The 15,680-nt window shown below is 70.5% G+C and carries 16 protein-coding genes; 7 read left to right on the plus strand and 9 right to left on the minus strand.

Annotated features, from left to right (window positions below; all coding sequences use genetic code 11):
• Positions 1-109 precede the first annotated feature (109 nt).
• The 3 genes from KQY30_RS13675 to KQY30_RS13685 all read left to right on the plus strand — a co-directional run bounded on the left by KQY30_RS13675 (position 110) and on the right by KQY30_RS13685 (position 3,336).
• Complete coding sequence (locus KQY30_RS13675; protein WP_217307067.1) at positions 110-784, plus strand: MOSC domain-containing protein; 675 nt, start codon at positions 110-112, stop codon at positions 782-784.
• A gap of 242 nt (positions 785-1,026) precedes the next feature.
• Positions 1,027-2,541 (plus strand): multicopper oxidase family protein, encoded by a 1,515-nt coding sequence (locus KQY30_RS13680; protein WP_217307068.1) that lies wholly within the window; start codon positions 1,027-1,029, stop codon positions 2,539-2,541.
• Positions 2,542-2,562: 21 nt separating this feature from the next.
• Positions 2,563-3,336, plus strand: coding sequence for an SDR family oxidoreductase (locus KQY30_RS13685; RefSeq protein ID WP_217307069.1), 774 nt, complete (start codon positions 2,563-2,565; stop codon positions 3,334-3,336).
• A gap of 247 nt (positions 3,337-3,583) precedes the next feature.
• Here the strand turns inward: KQY30_RS13685 and groL are convergent, their stop codons facing one another.
• From groL to KQY30_RS13705, 4 genes are all read right to left on the minus strand, one after another.
• Positions 3,584-5,209, minus strand: a complete 1,626-nt coding sequence (groL, locus tag KQY30_RS13690) for a chaperonin GroEL (protein ID WP_217307070.1) — start codon at positions 5,207-5,209, stop codon at positions 3,584-3,586.
• Between the two features lie 99 nt (positions 5,210-5,308).
• The gene (groES, locus tag KQY30_RS13695) at positions 5,309-5,617 is read right to left on the minus strand and encodes a co-chaperone GroES (RefSeq protein WP_023539274.1); all 309 of its coding nucleotides are present in this window, start codon (positions 5,615-5,617) and stop codon (positions 5,309-5,311) included.
• 282 nt (positions 5,618-5,899) lie between these two features.
• On the minus strand, positions 5,900-6,328 hold the full coding sequence (locus KQY30_RS13700) for a hypothetical protein (protein WP_217307071.1): 429 nt from the start codon (positions 6,326-6,328) through the stop codon (positions 5,900-5,902).
• Between the two features lie 16 nt (positions 6,329-6,344).
• Positions 6,345-7,241, minus strand: a complete 897-nt coding sequence (locus KQY30_RS13705) for a polysaccharide deacetylase family protein (RefSeq protein ID WP_254407591.1) — start codon at positions 7,239-7,241, stop codon at positions 6,345-6,347.
• 263 nt (positions 7,242-7,504) lie between these two features.
• Here KQY30_RS13705 and KQY30_RS13710 point away from each other — a divergent pair, with 263 nt between their 5' ends.
• Positions 7,505-8,863 carry a class I SAM-dependent methyltransferase gene (locus tag KQY30_RS13710; protein ID WP_217307072.1) on the plus strand — a complete coding sequence of 453 codons (1,359 nt, stop codon included), beginning with the start codon at positions 7,505-7,507 and terminating at the stop codon, positions 8,861-8,863.
• A gap of 97 nt (positions 8,864-8,960) precedes the next feature.
• Here KQY30_RS13710 and KQY30_RS13715 read toward each other — a convergent pair whose 3' ends face one another.
• Together KQY30_RS13715 and KQY30_RS13720 are read right to left on the minus strand one after the other, a co-directional pair.
• A complete protein-coding gene (locus KQY30_RS13715; protein ID WP_217307073.1) occupies positions 8,961-9,326 on the minus strand; it encodes a hypothetical protein in 366 nt (121 codons plus the stop codon).
• A gap of 98 nt (positions 9,327-9,424) precedes the next feature.
• Positions 9,425-10,111, minus strand: a complete 687-nt coding sequence (locus tag KQY30_RS13720) for a hypothetical protein (RefSeq protein WP_217307074.1) — start codon at positions 10,109-10,111, stop codon at positions 9,425-9,427.
• Between the two features lie 92 nt (positions 10,112-10,203).
• Between KQY30_RS13720 and KQY30_RS13725 the strand changes: the two genes are divergently transcribed.
• From KQY30_RS13725 to helR, 3 genes are all read left to right on the plus strand, one after another.
• Positions 10,204-10,722 carry a potassium channel family protein gene (locus KQY30_RS13725; protein WP_217307075.1) on the plus strand — a complete coding sequence of 173 codons (519 nt, stop codon included), beginning with the start codon at positions 10,204-10,206 and terminating at the stop codon, positions 10,720-10,722.
• Positions 10,723-10,738: 16 nt separating this feature from the next.
• A complete protein-coding gene (locus KQY30_RS13730) occupies positions 10,739-11,266 on the plus strand; it encodes a transmembrane transport protein (RefSeq protein ID WP_254407118.1) in 528 nt (175 codons plus the stop codon).
• Positions 11,267-11,385: 119 nt separating this feature from the next.
• Complete coding sequence (helR, locus tag KQY30_RS36415) at positions 11,386-13,578, plus strand: RNA polymerase recycling motor ATPase HelR (RefSeq protein ID WP_254407119.1); 2,193 nt, start codon at positions 11,386-11,388, stop codon at positions 13,576-13,578.
• 128 nt (positions 13,579-13,706) lie between these two features.
• Here the strand turns inward: helR and KQY30_RS13740 are convergent, their stop codons facing one another.
• The 3 genes from KQY30_RS13740 to tsaD all read right to left on the minus strand — a co-directional run bounded on the left by KQY30_RS13740 (position 13,707) and on the right by tsaD (position 15,639).
• Entirely contained in the window at positions 13,707-14,063 is a 357-nt protein-coding gene (locus KQY30_RS13740; protein WP_217307076.1) for a YciI family protein, read from the minus strand.
• 113 nt (positions 14,064-14,176) lie between these two features.
• Positions 14,177-14,428 (minus strand): hypothetical protein, encoded by a 252-nt coding sequence (locus tag KQY30_RS13745; protein WP_217307077.1) that lies wholly within the window; start codon positions 14,426-14,428, stop codon positions 14,177-14,179.
• Positions 14,425-15,639, minus strand: a complete 1,215-nt coding sequence (tsaD, locus tag KQY30_RS13750) for a tRNA (adenosine(37)-N6)-threonylcarbamoyltransferase complex transferase subunit TsaD (protein ID WP_217307078.1) — start codon at positions 15,637-15,639, stop codon at positions 14,425-14,427. Before tsaD ends, KQY30_RS13745 begins: the two co-directional genes overlap by 4 nt.
• Between the last annotated feature and the right edge of the window lie 41 nt (positions 15,640-15,680).

A 15,680-nucleotide genomic window follows, 5' to 3' on the forward strand; every position in this document is an offset into this window, starting at 1 on the left:
TGGCGGATTAGTTTGAGAAGCATGGGAGTTGGAACACGGGAGTTCCGGGAGTCGGCGGGGCGCGGGAATTCAAAGGGCGCGGCAGAAGACGGCGGATAGCGTGGGGCGTATGAAACTTCTGACCGTGAATGTGGGGCGGCCGAAGGCCGTCGAGTACTCGGACGCACCGGGCGGCCTCACGGGTATCGACAAGCGTCCCGCCGACGGTCCCGTGCGGGTGGCGGATCCCGGTCCCAAGGGCGCGGGCGGCAGCGGGATCGTCGGGGACTCGGTCTGCGATCTGCGCCATCACGGCGGCAATGACCAGGCGGTGTACGCGTTCGCGCGGGAGGATCTCGACTTCTGGGAAAGGGAGTTGGACCGGCCGCTGCCCAACGGGATCTTCGGCGAGAATCTCACCACCTCCGGGATGGACATCACCGGCGCGAGGATCGGGGAGCGCTGGCGGATCGGCCCCGATGTGGTGCTGGAGGCGACGAGCGGCCGGATTCCGTGCCGTACGTTCCAGGGGTGGCTCGGCGAGCGCGGCTGGATCAAGCGGTTCACCGGCCAGGCGGTGACGGGAGCGTATTTCCGGGTCATCACTCCGGGTGAGATCCGTGCGGGCGATCCGATCGAGATCGTCCACCGGCCCGCGCACGAGGTGACGGTGTCCCTGGCCTTCCGTGCCGTCACGACCGAACGGGATCTGCTGCCGCGTCTCCTCGCGGCCGGTGAGGCGCTCCACTCGGAGAAGCTGAAGAAGGCACGCGAGTACGTCGAGCGGTACGGGCAGGGCGTCTGAGACGGGACACTCAAGCGGCCGGCGCGGAACGCCTCAAGCCGTGCCCGGCAGGCGCCCGGCCCTTGCTCGCGGCGACACCCCCTAAGGGTTGGTGCCCGTGGTGAAGTGGCCCTGACCTGGGGCGGGTTGGACGGAATACTTCATGCGTAGGGGATGCCCCTGAGAGTGACGGGCGGGGTCTCGGGGGTGCCTCGGGGGCGCCCCCGATGAAGCGGGACCCGGCCCGCCGGGACGCTCGGATCATGTCTGGGTTCAAGCGTCTCCTCATCATTCTCGTGTCCTTCGGGATCGTCCTGACCGTGGCGGCCGGCGGCGGATTCCTCTGGGTGTACTCCGGCGCCAAGGTCTCCACGGCCGGCCGCGGCACCTTCCGTAACCAGCTCGCCGTACCACCGCTCGCCAAGTCGTCGGTCGGCCCCGACGGCACCCGGGTCTTCGACCTGCGGATGCAGGCCGGCGAGACCGAGTTCACCGCCGGGCAGAAGACCCCGACCTGGGGCTTCAACGGCAGCTATCTGGGGCCCACACTGCGCGCCCAGCGCGGTGAGAAGGTCCGGATACGGGTCAGCAACACGCTGGACGAGGCATCGACCGTGCACTGGCACGGAATGCGGCTGCCCGCGGCGATGGACGGCGGCCCGCACCAGCTGGTCGCCCCCGGAGCGACCTGGTCACCGCACTGGAAGATCGACCAGCAGGCCGCGACGCTGTGGTACCACCCGCATCCGCACGGCGAGACCGAGGACCATGTCCAGCGCGGTCTCGCCGGGATGTTCATCCTCGACGACGCGAAGTCCCTCGGGCTCGGACTGCCCGACACGTACGGGGTCAACGATCTGCCGCTGATCGTCCAGGACGTGAAGTTCGACGGGGCCCGCTTCGACCACGGCCACGGGCTGTTGCAGACCGTCGGCTTCCTCGGGGACCGGACGATGGTGAACGGCACCCTCGACCCGTACCGCGTGGTCGGCGACGAACTCGTACGGCTGCGGCTCCTCAACGCCTCGTCCGCCCGCACCTATGACTTCGGCTTCGACGACGACCGGGAGTTCTCGCTGATCGCCACCGACGGCGGGCTGCTGGAGAAGGCCGCGCCCATGAACCGGATCCAGCTCTCGCCGGGCGAGCGCGCCGAGATCGTGGTACGGGTACGGCCCGGGGAACGCACCGTACTGCGCAGCTACCCGCTCTCCATCGGCCAGGACTTCTACAACCAGCGCTTCAACGGCGGCGACGACACCTTCGACGTACTGGAACTGCGCGCCCAGAAGCGGCTGCGGCACTCGCCGGCGCTGCCCGCCACCCTGGAGAAGCCCGAGATACCGGACGGTTCGCATGCCGCGCGCGGGCGGTTCTTCAACCTCCAGGTGACGGGGATCAACGGCAGGCCCATGAGCATGGGCCGGATCGACGGCACGGTCACACGCGGGGCCACGGAGATCTGGACCGTACGGAACACCAATGGGATGCCGCACAACTTCCATGTCCACGGGGTGCAGTTCAGGGTCCTGTCGGTGAACGGCCACGCACCGGAACCGGCCCTGCGCGGCGCCAAGGACACCGTCTTCCTGCCGGACCGTACGACGGTGAAGCTGGCGATACGGTTCGACGGGCCGGCCGACCCGAATGCCCCGTACATGTACCACTGCCATCTGCTCTACCACGAAGACCAGGGGATGATGGGGCAGTTCGTGGTGGTCGACAAGGGGCAGCGGGCAGGTCGTCCATCTGCCGTCCACGCACATCAGGGCCACTGATCCAGGCACTAACGTGCCCGTATGACGACTGCTTTGATTACGGGCGCGACGGCCGGGATCGGCGCGGCCTTCGCGCGCCGGCTGGCGGCGGACGGGCACAATCTCGTCCTCGTGGCGCGTGACACCGCACGCCTGCGGGACCAGGCCACCGAGCTGCACGACCGGCACGGCATCGAGGCCGAGGTACTGACCGCCGACCTCTCCACCGACAGCGGGATCGCGTCGGTGGAGAGGCGGCTCTCGGACCTCAGACAGTCCGTCGATCTGCTGGTCAACAACGCGGGATTCGGCAACAAGGGCCGTTTCCTCGAAGTCTCCATGGCCGACGAGCTGACCATGCTGAAGGTGCACTGCGAGGCGGTACTGCGGCTCACCTCGGCGGGCGTGGCGGGCATGCGGGAGCGGGGCCGGGGCGGAGTCGTCAATGTGGCGTCCGTGGCCGCGTTCGTACCGCGCGGGACGTACGGCGCCTCGAAGGCCTGGGTGGTGCAGTTCACCCAGGGCGTGTCCCGGGATGTGGCGGGGACGGGGGTACGGCTGATGGTGCTGTGCCCGGGGTTCGTACGGACCGAGTTCCATGAGCGGGCCGGGATGGGCACGGACAACATCCCGGGCTGGATGTGGCTCGACGCGGACCGGGTGGTGGAGGCGGCGCTGGCGGATCTGGCCCGCGGCAAGACGGTGTCCGTACCGGACCCGCGGTACAAGGCGCTGATGGGCGCGGTAAAGCTGGCGCCGCGCGGCCTGCTGGGCGGAGTCACCTCGAAGACGGGCCGCAAGTACGGACCGCAGTAGACGACGCGCCGAGGCCGCCGGCGCACCGGCATGGTCGCGGGGGCGGGGAGCTGAGGCGTGAGACGGTCCGGGACGCGGTGACGCGCACGGGCCCGCGCGTCGGGCACCGGTACGAGGAGCCCCCGGGCCCGCCGACGTGCCGGAGCCCGGGCACCGGTGCGGGCCGGTCGTGGGACGCGCCGAGGCCCGGCGCCCCTGAGCGGGGTGCCGGGCCTCGGTGTGACCGTACGGGCGTACGCGCCGGGTCTCAGTGGCTGTGGCCGTGGCCGCCCTGAGCCGCCTCGGGCTCGTCCTCGGCCGGCTTCTCGACGACCAGCGTCTCGGTCGTGAGCAGCAGCGACGCGATGGACGCGGCGTTCTCCAGCGCCGAACGGGTGACCTTGACCGGGTCGATGACACCGGCCTTCACCAGGTCGACGTACTCGCCGGTCGCGGCGTTGAAGCCGTGGCCCTTGTCCTGCTCCGCCACCTTCGCGGTGATGACGTAGCCCTCGAGGCCCGCGTTCTCCGCGATCCAGCGCAGCGGCTCGACGACGGCGCGGCGGACGACCGCGACACCGGTGGCCTCGTCGCCCTCCTTGCCGAGGTTGCCCTCCAGCACCTTGGCGGCGTGCACCAGAGCGGAGCCACCACCGGAGACGATGCCCTCCTCGACCGCGGCGCGGGTCGCGGAGATGGCGTCCTCCAGACGGTGCTTCTTCTCCTTCAGCTCCACCTCGGTGGCGGCGCCGACCTTGATCACGCACACGCCGCCGGCCAGCTTCGCGAGGCGCTCCTGGAGCTTCTCGCGGTCCCAGTCGGAGTCCGTGGACTCGATCTCGGCCTTGATCTGGTTGACGCGGCCCGCGACGTCCCCGGCGTTGCCGCCGCCGTCGACGATGGTCGTGTCGTCCTTGGAGATGGTGACGCGGCGGGCGGAGCCCAGCACGTCGAGACCGGCCTGGTCGAGCTTGAGGCCGACCTCCTCGGCGATGACGGTCGCACCCGTGAGGGTGGCGATGTCGCCGAGCATGGCCTTGCGGCGGTCACCGAAGCCGGGGGCCTTCACCGCGACCGCGTTGAAGGTGCCACGGATCTTGTTGACGACGAGGGTGGAGAGCGCCTCGCCCTCGACGTCCTCGGCGATGATCAGCAGCGGCTTGGAGCCACCCGCCTGGATGACCTTCTCCAGCAGCGGGAGCAGGTCCTGGATGGAGGAGATCTTGCCCTGGTGGACGAGGATGTACGGGTCGTCGAGGACGGCCTCCATACGCTCCTGGTCGGTCACCATGTACGGCGACAGGTAGCCCTTGTCGAAGGCCATGCCCTCGGTGAAGTCCAGCTCCAGACCGAAGGTGTTGGACTCCTCGACAGTGATGACACCGTCCTTGCCGACCTTGTCCATCGCCTCGGCGATCAGCTCGCCGACCTGCTGGTCCTGCGCGGAGAGCGCGGCCACGGCGGCGATGTCGGACTTGTCGTCGATCGGACGGGCGGTCGAGTGCAGCTCGTCGGAGACGGCCTTGACCGCGGCGTCGATGCCCTTCTTCAGGGCGGCCGGGGACGCGCCCGCGGCCACATTGCGCAGGCCCTCGCGGACCAGCGCCTGGGCCAGCACGGTGGCGGTGGTGGTGCCGTCACCCGCGATGTCGTTGGTCTTGGTCGCCACCTCCTTCACGAGCTGGGCACCGAGGTTCTCGTACGGGTCGTCGATCTCGACCTCACGGGCGATCGTGACACCGTCGTTGGTGATGGTGGGGGCGCCGAACTTCTTGTCGATGACGACATTGCGGCCCTTGGGGCCGATCGTCACCTTGACCGTGTCGGCAAGCTTGTTGACGCCGCGCTCGAGGGCGCGACGGGCGTCCTCGTCGAACTTCAGGATCTTCGCCATGGGAGCTTCTCTGTCCTCTCACATGAACCGCGCCCCTGTCCGCCCGGCAATCGCAGGGCGGCCAGGGGCGCGGTTCACAAGCAAACTCGAACTGGGTGATTACTTCTCGATGATCGCGAGCACGTCGCGAGCCGAGAGGACGAGGTACTCCTCGCCGCTGTACTTCACCTCGGTGCCGCCGTACTTGCTGTACAGAACGACGTCGCCGACGGAAACGTCGAGCGGAAGCCGCTCGCCGTTCTCGAAACGGCCCGGACCGACGGCCAGGACGACGCCCTCCTGGGGCTTCTCCTTGGCGGTGTCCGGGATAACCAGGCCAGAGGCCGTGGTCTGCTCGGCGTCGAGCGGCTGGACCACAATGCGGTCCTCGAGCGGCTTGATGGCAACCTTGGTGCTGGCGGTCGTCACGATCCGACCTCCCCCTTCGGAGATCTCACGGGGTTGACTGTCTGAGGGTGGCGAAAGGGTCGATCCGTCGTCGCGGGTGCCGGACCTGCCAGTCGCGCTTTGGCACTCTCCATGGGGGAGTGCCAGACCCGAGACTATGACCGCGATTAGCACTCGGTCAAGCGGAGTGCCAATACGGCTGCGCGTGGCGGTTCGGTCTCGATAGGAGAACGCCGTCACCAGGGGCTTGATTCCGTACGACTGTACGAACAGCGCACACGCCTGTGGACAACGCGGCGACGTTCACAGCCGTCCCCCGGCGCGCACGCCCGGGCCCCCGGGCCCCGGCTCCGTGTCCGGCCGCTCCGTGTCCGCGCCCCCGGTCCACCGCTCCGTACCGCCCGCGGTCGCCGTTTCCGTACGACCCGCGGACTTTTCCGTACCGCCCGCGGACTCCTCCGTACCGCCCGCCGATCGTTCCGCACCCATGAGCGGCCGTTCTCCGGGGCACATCTCGCGCGGCTGGCGGGCGAGGCGTACGGCTCCTCGCCCGGCCGCGCCCGGTGCGGGGTGCGAGGCGTGCGGGGCGACCTTCTGTGCCGCTTTCTGTGCCGCCTTGCGGCCGAGCCGTTCGATCGGGTCCACCGGGTCGGACGTCTGCGCGCAGCCGGCGGCGACGAGTGCGCCCACCGCCAGTGCTCCGGCCGCCATCAGCCGGTTTCCGAGCTTCATCGGAGCACCTCCCGCCTCATACGTAGTCCTCCAGCCGGCCCACGGAATACCCCTTGTCCGTGATCACCTTCATCACATGCCGGATCATGTCGGGCATGGTGCCCGGCCACTCGTCCTGCCCCCGGAAGTGGGTCAGGATGATGTCCCCGGGGTGGATGTCCTTGTCCCACTCACGCCACTCCATGTGGTCGGGGAACGCCTCCGACGCCCAGATGGGTGCCGCCTTCACACCGCACTCCTTGGCGGCCACGAGGGTGTCGCGGTTGTAGTTGCCGAAGGGCGGCCGGAAGAGCGTGGGACGGTGCCCGTACCGCTTCTGGAGTTTGTCCTGCTGACCGCAGATTTCCCGCTTCTGCTCCTCGTACGACAGGCCCGGCATGTAGGGGTGGTTGAGGGTGTGGTTGTTGAGGGTGACCCCCTGGTCCTGCATCTGCTTGAAGTAGCCGTAGTTGTCCTTGATGACGTAGTCGCTGAGGAAGGCGGAGTACGGGATCTTCAACTCGCTCATCATCCGGAGCAGGTCGGGATCCTTCTCGGAGCCGTCGTCGATGGTCAGGAAGACGACCTTGTCCTTGGTCGGGACGGTGGTGAAGATCGGCGGCAGATTCTCGCTGTCCTCGACCTCGAAGCCCTTGCGGGTGGTGATGACCGGCTTGACGCTCGGCGGTCTGGGCGCCGGCAGCGGGGTGGCGTCGAGCCCCCACTTCTTGGCTGCGATCGCACGGGCGGCCTGATTGCGGCGGAGGTTGTCGGCGTAACCGGCGATCATCCCGGCCGGGGCCTCCTCCTGCGCGTCCGGCCCGCCATGGCCGGGGGCGCCCGGCTGGCCGGGGTGCGCGCCCGCGGGCCTGGGCACCTCGCCGGTGCCGGCGGTGCATCCGCAGACGACCGCGCCGACGAGGAGTGCGGCCAGTACGGCGCGGCCGCGTCTGCCTCGCGCGCGCGGCGCCGCCGCGGCCGTGGCCGTGCTTGCCCCTGCGCTCTGTCCGCCGCTTGTGGCGGCGTCCGCGCCCCGCCTGTCCCCCGTACCGCCCCTGCCTCCCTTCGCCGTCACCCTTGTCATCATTTCTTCGTTTTGTCGTACTAGTTGCATGGTGTCGGATCCTGTCAGCGCGGGGTGCCCGCGCCCGGACGACAGCGCCGCCGGGGCGCCCACCATCGCCCGGCTGGCCCACAATGGACCGGGTGACCGACCGCGCCTCCGCACCCCCGCACACCGCCTCTCACCAGAGCGCCCCTGCCTCCCTCGGCGCCGACTCCCCGCTGCTCGCGCCGCTGCTCTCCGCCGAGGGCCAGGCGCTCCTCGCCGAGCTGCGCGACCACGACCCCGCGGGGGAACTCGCCGTCGCCACCCGGCTGCGCCGCGAGCACCCGGCCGAGCTGGTCTCGGCGGCGCTGACCCAGGCGCGGCTGCGCCAGCGCGCGGTGGCGAAGTTCGGCGCGGAGGACGCGTACCGCATGTACTTCACGCCGAACGGAATCGAACAGGCCACCCGCTCCACCGTCGCCGCCCACCGGGCCGCCCGGTTCCGCGCACTGGCCCCGGAGCGCCGGATCACCGACCTCTGCTGCGGCATCGGCGGCGACGCGATCGAGCTGGCCCGCGCGGGCTTCGCCGTGACGGCCGTCGATCTCGACCCGCTGACCTGCGAGATCGCCGCCGCGAACCTGCGCATGCTGGCTCCGGGCGCGCAGAGCGCGCAGGCCACTTCGGCCACCCGGGGCACTTCGGCCGCTCCGCCCGGTCCGCCGGGTCCGCCCGCTCCGCCCGCGACGGTGACGCGCGCCGATGTCCTGGAGTACGACCTGGCCGGGGCCCGTACCGTCTTCATCGACCCCGCCCGGCGCGGCGGCCGGGGCAGGATCTTCGATCCGGAGGCCTACTCACCGCCACTGTCGTGGGCGGTCGAGGCGGTACGACGGGCCGGCACGGGCGCGGTCAAGATCGCGCCCGGCATTCCGCACGAGCTGATCCCCGACGACTTCGAGGCCGAGTGGATCTCGGACTCCGGGGACGTCAAGGAGGCGGTGCTCTGGTACGACGGCCGCAGCGGAACGTCCGGTTCCGTCACCCCCGGTGCCCGCCGCGCCACCCTGCTCGCCCCCGGCCGACCCACGGTGACCCTCACCGGCCGCGGCCTCCCCGACCCGCCCGTCCGCGCCACCGGCCGTTTCCTCTACGAACCGGACGGCGCCGTCATCCGCGCGCATCTGGTCGCCGAGGTGGCCGAGGAGCTGGAGGGCGGCCTGCTGGACGAGACGATCGCGTACATCACGGCCGACGAGCCGCGCCCCACCCCGTACGCCACCGCCTACGAAATCACCGACGAACTCCCCTTCGGCCTCAAGAAGCTCAAGGCCCTGCTGCGCGAACGCGAAGTCGGGATCCTGACGGTGAAGAAGCGCGGCTCGGCCGTGGAACCGGAGGAACTCCGGCGCCGGCTCAAACTCAAGGGTCCGCACTCGGTGACGGTCTTCCTGACCCGCGTGGCGGGCGCCCCGACGATGCTGCTGGGGCATCCGGTGGAGGCGTGAGAGGCCCGTCCGGGCAGGGGCCAAGGGCGAGGACAAGGGGCGCGGTGGGGCAGGCGCCAGAGGGCCGGTGGGGCAGGCGTGAGACGCCCGGTGGGGCTTACTGGAGGTCGGTCAGGTCGTCCGCGTAGATCTGCGACAGCGGCTGCGGGCCGATGTACTGCTGGCAGTTGCACTGCCTGCGTTCGTAGTGGAGTGGCTTCTTGTTCTCGTCCCACTCCGTCGCCACCTCGACATCCTCATGACACTTGCCCCGTTTGTCATGCTTCGCAAGGTGGTGCGTGCAGCCGCAGACCGGCACCGGGGGCTTGTGGGCCTGCTCCAGGGCCAGCCGTTCCTTCTCCTCAAGCCTCAGAAGCTCGATTCTGCGCTCGTGGCGGGTGCGGAGCGCGGTGCGGCCGGTGTCGGCGATCCAGCCGAAGCCGCCGACGATGAAGAAGACGAATATCCACCAGAGCCATTCCATCCGCCGCCCCTTCACCGTGAATGGCGCATGCGTTCTCCCTTCAGGATAGGACGGACACTCGCGGAACTCAGGACAGGACGGTCACCCGGGGCACCGGCTCAGCGGTGCGCGCCTCCGCCCCAGCGTTCGGGGACCGGGCTGAGGAACCGCCCCGACCAGCTCTGATGCGCGTACGACTGGACGGCGCCCAGCACCCCGGTCGCCAGGACCGTGAGGCCGAGACCCAGCGCGTAGACCGTCTCGCCCACGGTGGGCGAACCGGGTCCAGCGCTGGCGGAGGACCAGGCGGCGGCCGTCGCCCACATCCCCAGCAGGCAGAGCGCCACGGACGGCAGCAGCCACAGCACGCACCGGCGGTGGGCCCGTACGCGTACATCCACCGCGGGGTCCCGGGCGAGGTCGGCCCAGGCCTCCAGGAGCAGCCGTACGGTACGGCCCCGCTCCAGCCAGAAGCCGAGCGCGACCCCGGTGGGTATCAGCAGTAGCGCGGCGAGGAACAGCGCGACCAGACCGGTCACCTGGTTCAGACCGCCCTGTTCGAAACTCTGGATGGCCAGTCCGACGGCGGCCCAGCCGACCACGCCGACCGCGCCCAGCAGCCAGAGCAGCACGAGCCGGCCGATCCCGAGCCGCCGTACGGTCAGCGTGGCCAGGGCGGCGGCCCGGTCCGCGAGCAGCGCTTCGTGGTCGGGCCAGGTACGGAGATGGAGGGGCGGCGGGGGCGGCGGCAGGCGGGTGGCGGCGGAGGCAGCGGAGGGGCTGGTCCTGCTGGTCCTGCTGATCATTGGGCAGAGGGTAGCGGTGCGCAGCGTGGGGCGCCGACGAGGGTGTGTGTCAGGGGCGGGGCCGGCGGCCGACCACGAGTAGCTTCGGGGCCATGCCGCCGATCTCCTTCGCGTACCTGCTGAAACGGCTGCTGAGAGGTGAGCACTGGCAGCGGCTCCATGTGAAGGCCGCCATCTGGGCCGCGCTGCTCCTCGTACTCGTGCTGCTGATCGGCTCCTGGATCATCGTCCCGGTCGAGACCTCGGCGCCCCGCGCGACGATCACGTCCTTCCCGGTCGCGCTGTGGTGGTCCGTCGAGACGGCCACGACGGTCGGTTACGGGGACTTGTATCCGGTCACTCCGTGGGGGCGGGTCATCGCGGGTGTGGTGATGTTCGTGGGCATCTCGGTCTTCAGCATCGTGACCGCGTCGCTGGCGACCTGGTTCGTGAGCAACGCCGTCCACCGGATGCGCCGGCTCGCCCTGGCCGTCGAACACGCCGGGCGCGAGGGGGAGGCGGAGGTCGCGGACGAGCTGCGGGCGATGCATGAGCGCTTCGATCGCCTGGAACGGCTGGTCAGCAGGGCAGGCGGGGGCGGCGGCGGGCGCGAGCGGCGCGACAGCGGCTGAGGGGGCTGTTCAGGCCGTGAACGAGCGGACGTACGGGAGTGGGTCCGGAAGCGGCAACGGGGCCGGCCGAGAGGTGCCGGAGAGCCTGGAGCGGATGCTGGCGGCGGAGGTCTCGCTGCCGTCCCGGATGAGGCATCTCGCGGTGGGGCTGGCGGGCTTGTGCGGGGCGGGGCTGATCACGGTCCTGTGGGCCACGGAGCCGGAGACGCTGCCGGTGCGCACCCAGGCCGCCTTCGGTGGCCTGATCACGGTGGGCCTGGCCTGGGCGGCGTTCGCGGCCCGGGCACTCGGCAGGCGCCGCCCGCTGTACGCCCAGGACCGCGTGGTGGGCGCCGGCCTCGCCCTGACGGCGACGGCCACGACAACGGTCGCGGGAATCGCACTCGCTGCTGTACGAGCCACCCCGGCAGCGGCCCTGAGCACAGGCCTGACGGGGGCACTGCTGACGGCGGTGGCGGGGGCGGCGATGGTACGGGCGAGGGGAAGGCGGAGAGAACTGCTGCGGGTGAGGGGGGAGTTGGAGGGGATGCGGGAGGGGGTGTGAGACCCCCCGCCACCTTCAACCTATAGCGCACCCGGGGGCTTGCGGCAAGGCCCCCGCCGTACCGCAGAATCACTGGCCAAGCCCAGAACCTGCGGAAACGGGAGATTCACGAAGTGCGTGTGCAGTTCAAAGCTGATGACGGGAACTCCCCGGGCACCAGCGCGTTCGACCTCCCCGCCCATCTCTCCCCCAAAGCCGCCACAGCACTGATCGCCGACGACGAGCGGCACTTCGCCGCCATCGCACAGAGCCTTCAGCAGGCGATCGCCGAACTGTCCGGCCGCCTCGACGCCGAGCGCAAGGCGCCCGGCGGCATGGGGCGGCAGGCGATGGACCGGGATGTGGAGATCCACCGGCTGACCGGTCGTCTGCGCGCCCTGCGCCGCTTCGGTTTGGACCTGTGCCTCGGACACATGGTCAGCGCCGACAGCCCCGAGCCGGTGTACGTCGGGCGGCTCGGCCTCACCGACAGCTCGGGGCGCCGGCTGCTGCTCGACTGGCGCTCCCCCGCCGCCGAGCCGTTCTTCGGAGCCACCCACGCCAACCCGATGGGGCTGGCGAGCCGCCGCAGATATCGCTGGACCCGCGGCCGGATCAGCGACTACTGGGACGAGGTGTTCACCGCCGACGGACTCGAAGGGCACGCCGCGCTCGACGACCAGTCCGCCTTCATCGCCAGCCTGGGCGGCAACAGGTCGGCACGGATGCGGGACGTGCTCGGCACCATCCAGGCCGACCAGGACGCCATCATCCGGGCCGGATCCCGTGGCGCTCTCGTCGTCGACGGCGGTCCGGGTACGGGGAAGACCGTCGTCGCTCTGCACCGCTCCGCCTACCTCCTCTACTCCGACCCCCGCCTCGGTCACCGCCGCGGCGGCGTACTGTTCGTCGGTCCGCACCGGCCCTATCTGGCCTATGTGGCCGACGTCCTGCCCAGCCTCGGCGAAGAGGGCGTACAGACCTGCGTCCTACGGGACCTCGTCGCCGAGGGAGCCGCGGCAGCGACCGAGACCGACCCCGACGTGGCCCTCCTGAAGTCGTCCGCGGACATGGTGAAGGCGATCGAGAAGGCCGTCCGGTTCTACGAGGAGCCGCCCGCCAAGGGGATGACGGTCACGACCCACTGGTCCGACATCCGGCTGAGCGCCGACGACTGGGCCGTGGCGTTCGATGCGGCAGAACCTGGTACTCCGCACAACGAGGCGCGCGACCAGGTCTGGGACGAGCTGCTCACGATCCTGGTGGACGCGCACGACGGCGACGTCTCGCCCGACCTGCTCCGCAGGTCACTGCGGCAGAACAGGGAGCTGCTCACGGCCTTCAACCGCGCGTGGCCGCTGCTCGAAGCGGCCGACCTCGTCGGAGACCTCTGGTCGGTCCCCGCCTATCTGCGGATGTGCGCTCCCTGGCTCGGCCCCGACGAGGTCGGGAAGCTACAGCGCAAGGAGGCCCCCCAGGCCTGGACGGTGTCCGACCTGCCTCTCCTTGACGCCGCACGGCAGCGGCTCGGCGACCCGGAGGCGGCCCGACGCAAGCGCCGGAACGAGGCCGTCCTCGCCGCCCAGCGCGAGCACATGACGCGGGTCGTCGACAACCTGATCGACGCCGCGGCCGACTCCGGCGCCGACGGTGACGACGGCGAGGGCCTGGTGACGATGCTGCGCGGCAAGGACGCCGAAGTCAGCCTGGTCGACGAGACAGTACTGCCCACCGCCGAACCGGACCTGCTCGCCGGCCCGTTCGCGCACATCGTCGTGGACGAGGCCCAGGAACTGACCGACGCGGAGTGGCAGATGCTGCTGCTCCGCTGCCCGTCGCGGAGCTTCACCATCGTCGGGGACCGCGCCCAGGCCAGGCACGGGTTCACGGAGTCGTGGCAGGAGCGGCTTGAACGGATCGGCCTCGACCGGATCGACGTGGCCTCCCTGAGCATCAACTACCGGACGCCGCAAGGAATCATGGCGGAAGCCGAGCCGGTCATCCGGGCCGCGCTCCCCGACGCCAATGTGCCGACCTCCATCCGCAGCAGCGACATCCCCGTCGTACACGGATCCGTGTCCGATCTGCACTCGATCCTCGATGACTGGCTCGCCGCACACGCCGACGGAATCGCCTGTGTCATCGGCGATCCCGCGTTCCGGGCGACGTCCCGCGTCCGGTCACTGACGCCGGAGCTGTCGAAGGGGCTTGAGTTCGACCTGGTCGTCCTCATCGACCCGGAGGCGTTCGGCAAGGGCATCGAGGGAGCGGTCGACCGCTATGTCGCGATGACCCGGGCGACCCAGCAACTCGTCATCCTCACGAGCTCCTGACAAGCTCCTGACACCACCCAGGACAACGCGATCGCCGGCCTGACCGCGCCGGACCCCGCCGCACCCGCGTCGGCTCCCGCCGCTCACCCCCGTCGGCCCCGCCGCTCACTCGCGCCGGGCTCCACCGCTCACGGCTCGACGATCTCGCGGAGCTCGGCCGTGATGTCGTACTCCTCCTCGTGGATGTCCACGAACCGCCGGACCCACTCGGCGGCCTGCTCCTTGTCCTTCGCCTGGAGGATCGCGTACCCGCCGACGACCTCCTTGGCCTCGGTGAACGGGCCGTCCGTGACCGTGAGCTCCCCGGCGGTCTGCCGGTACCGCACACCATGGGCGGACGGCGTCAGCCCGGCGGTGTCCAGCAGCACCCCGGCCTTGGTCATCTCCTCGATCAGCTCCCCCATCCGCCGCATCAGCTCAGGACTCGGGCCGCCCGTGGGCGCCTTCTTCTCGTCAGTGCTGATGATGGACAGAAAGCGCGGCATGGTGCCTCCTCAGTAGGACGCGGGCTGTTCCCGCCTCTCACTGATACGTCGAACAGAATCCGCCCCGATCGACACACGCCCGGAACTTCTTCGTCCGGCCCGCCCGCCGCCCGCTACTCCACCGCCTCGAAGCGCCAGCGGTGGACCGGGCGGGCGGTCAGATGCGGAGGGGGGTCGGGAAGTTCGGGGGGCTGGTGGGCGTGGGGGGCGGGCCACCAGGTGATGATCAGAACCCGGTCCTCTGGGGCCCGGAGGAGGTCCTGACGGAGGGGGGTGTGCGGGAGGGGCTGGGAACGGGCCCAGGCCAGGAGTTCCGCGCCGCGGCCAGGGGCCGCCTTCGCCTCCCACATCACGGCCACGGTCATACGTGCCTCGGCCTCATCGAGTACAGGTTCTCCTTGCTCAGCTCATGCAGGTGATCATGTCCGTGCCCGCCATGCCCGTGCCCGCCATCGCCGTGCCCACCGTGGCCGTGCTCGCCACGATCATCACCGCCGTCGTCACGCCCTCCATGGGCGTGCCCGCTGTCGTCGTGCGACGGTACGTGCGGCTCCGTCACCGGCAGCGACGAGTCCGCCGACAGTTGCCAGTCCGACGCCGACCGGTTCCTGGCGACCATTTCCGCGCCCAGTGCCGCCACCATCGCGCCGTTGTCCGTGCACAGGCCCGGCCGCGGGACCCGCAGGCGGATGCCCGCGCGTTCGCAGCGGTCGGCGGCCAGCGCGCGCAGCCGGGAGTTGGCCGCGACGCCGCCGCCGATCATCAGATGGTCCACGCCCTCGTCCTTGCAGGCGCGGACCGCCTTCCGGGTCAGTACGTCGACCACCGCCTCCTGGAAAGAGGCCGCGACATCGCGTACCGGCACCTCCTCGCCCGCGTTCCGCTTCGCCTCGATCCAGCGGGCCACCGCCGTCTTCAGACCGGAGAAGGAGAAGTCGTACGCCGCGTCGCGCGGCCCGGTCAGCCCGCGCGGAAACGCGATCGCCGCCGGATCGCCCTCCCGCGCGAGCCGGTCGATCACCGGACCGCCGGGGAAGCCGAGATGCAGCACCCGCGCGATCTTGTCGAACGCCTCACCCGCCGCGTCGTCGATCGTCGCCCCCATCGGCCGTACATCGCTGGTGATGTCCGGCGCGAGCAGCAGCGACGAGTGTCCGCCGCTCACCAGCAGCGCCATCGTCGGCTCGGGCAGCGGACCGTGTTCGAGCTGGTCGACGCAGATGTGGGAGGCCAGGTGGTTCACGCCGTACAGCGGCTTGCCGAGGGCGTACGCGTACGACTTTGCCGCCGAGACCCCCACCAGCAGCGCCCCCGCCAGGCCGGGGCCGGCGGTCACCGCGATGCCGTCCAGGTCGCGGGCGGAGACACCCGCCTCCTTCAGCGCGCGCTCGATCGTCGGCACCATCGCCTCAAGGTGCGCGCGGGACGCGACCTCGGGCACCACCCCGCCGAAGCGCGCGTGCTCGTCGACGCTCGACGCGATGGCGTCGGCGAGGAGCGTCGTCCCTCGGACGATGCCGACCCCCGTCTCGTCGCAGGACGTCTCGATACCGAGAACGAGAGGTTCGTCAGGCATGGATCTCAGTTCCTCGATGGGTCGTGTGGGCCTGTGGGTCG

This window comes from Streptomyces sp. GMY02, from assembly GCF_019056675.1.
GTDB classification, from domain to species: Bacteria; Actinomycetota; Actinomycetes; order Streptomycetales; family Streptomycetaceae; genus Streptomyces; species Streptomyces odonnellii.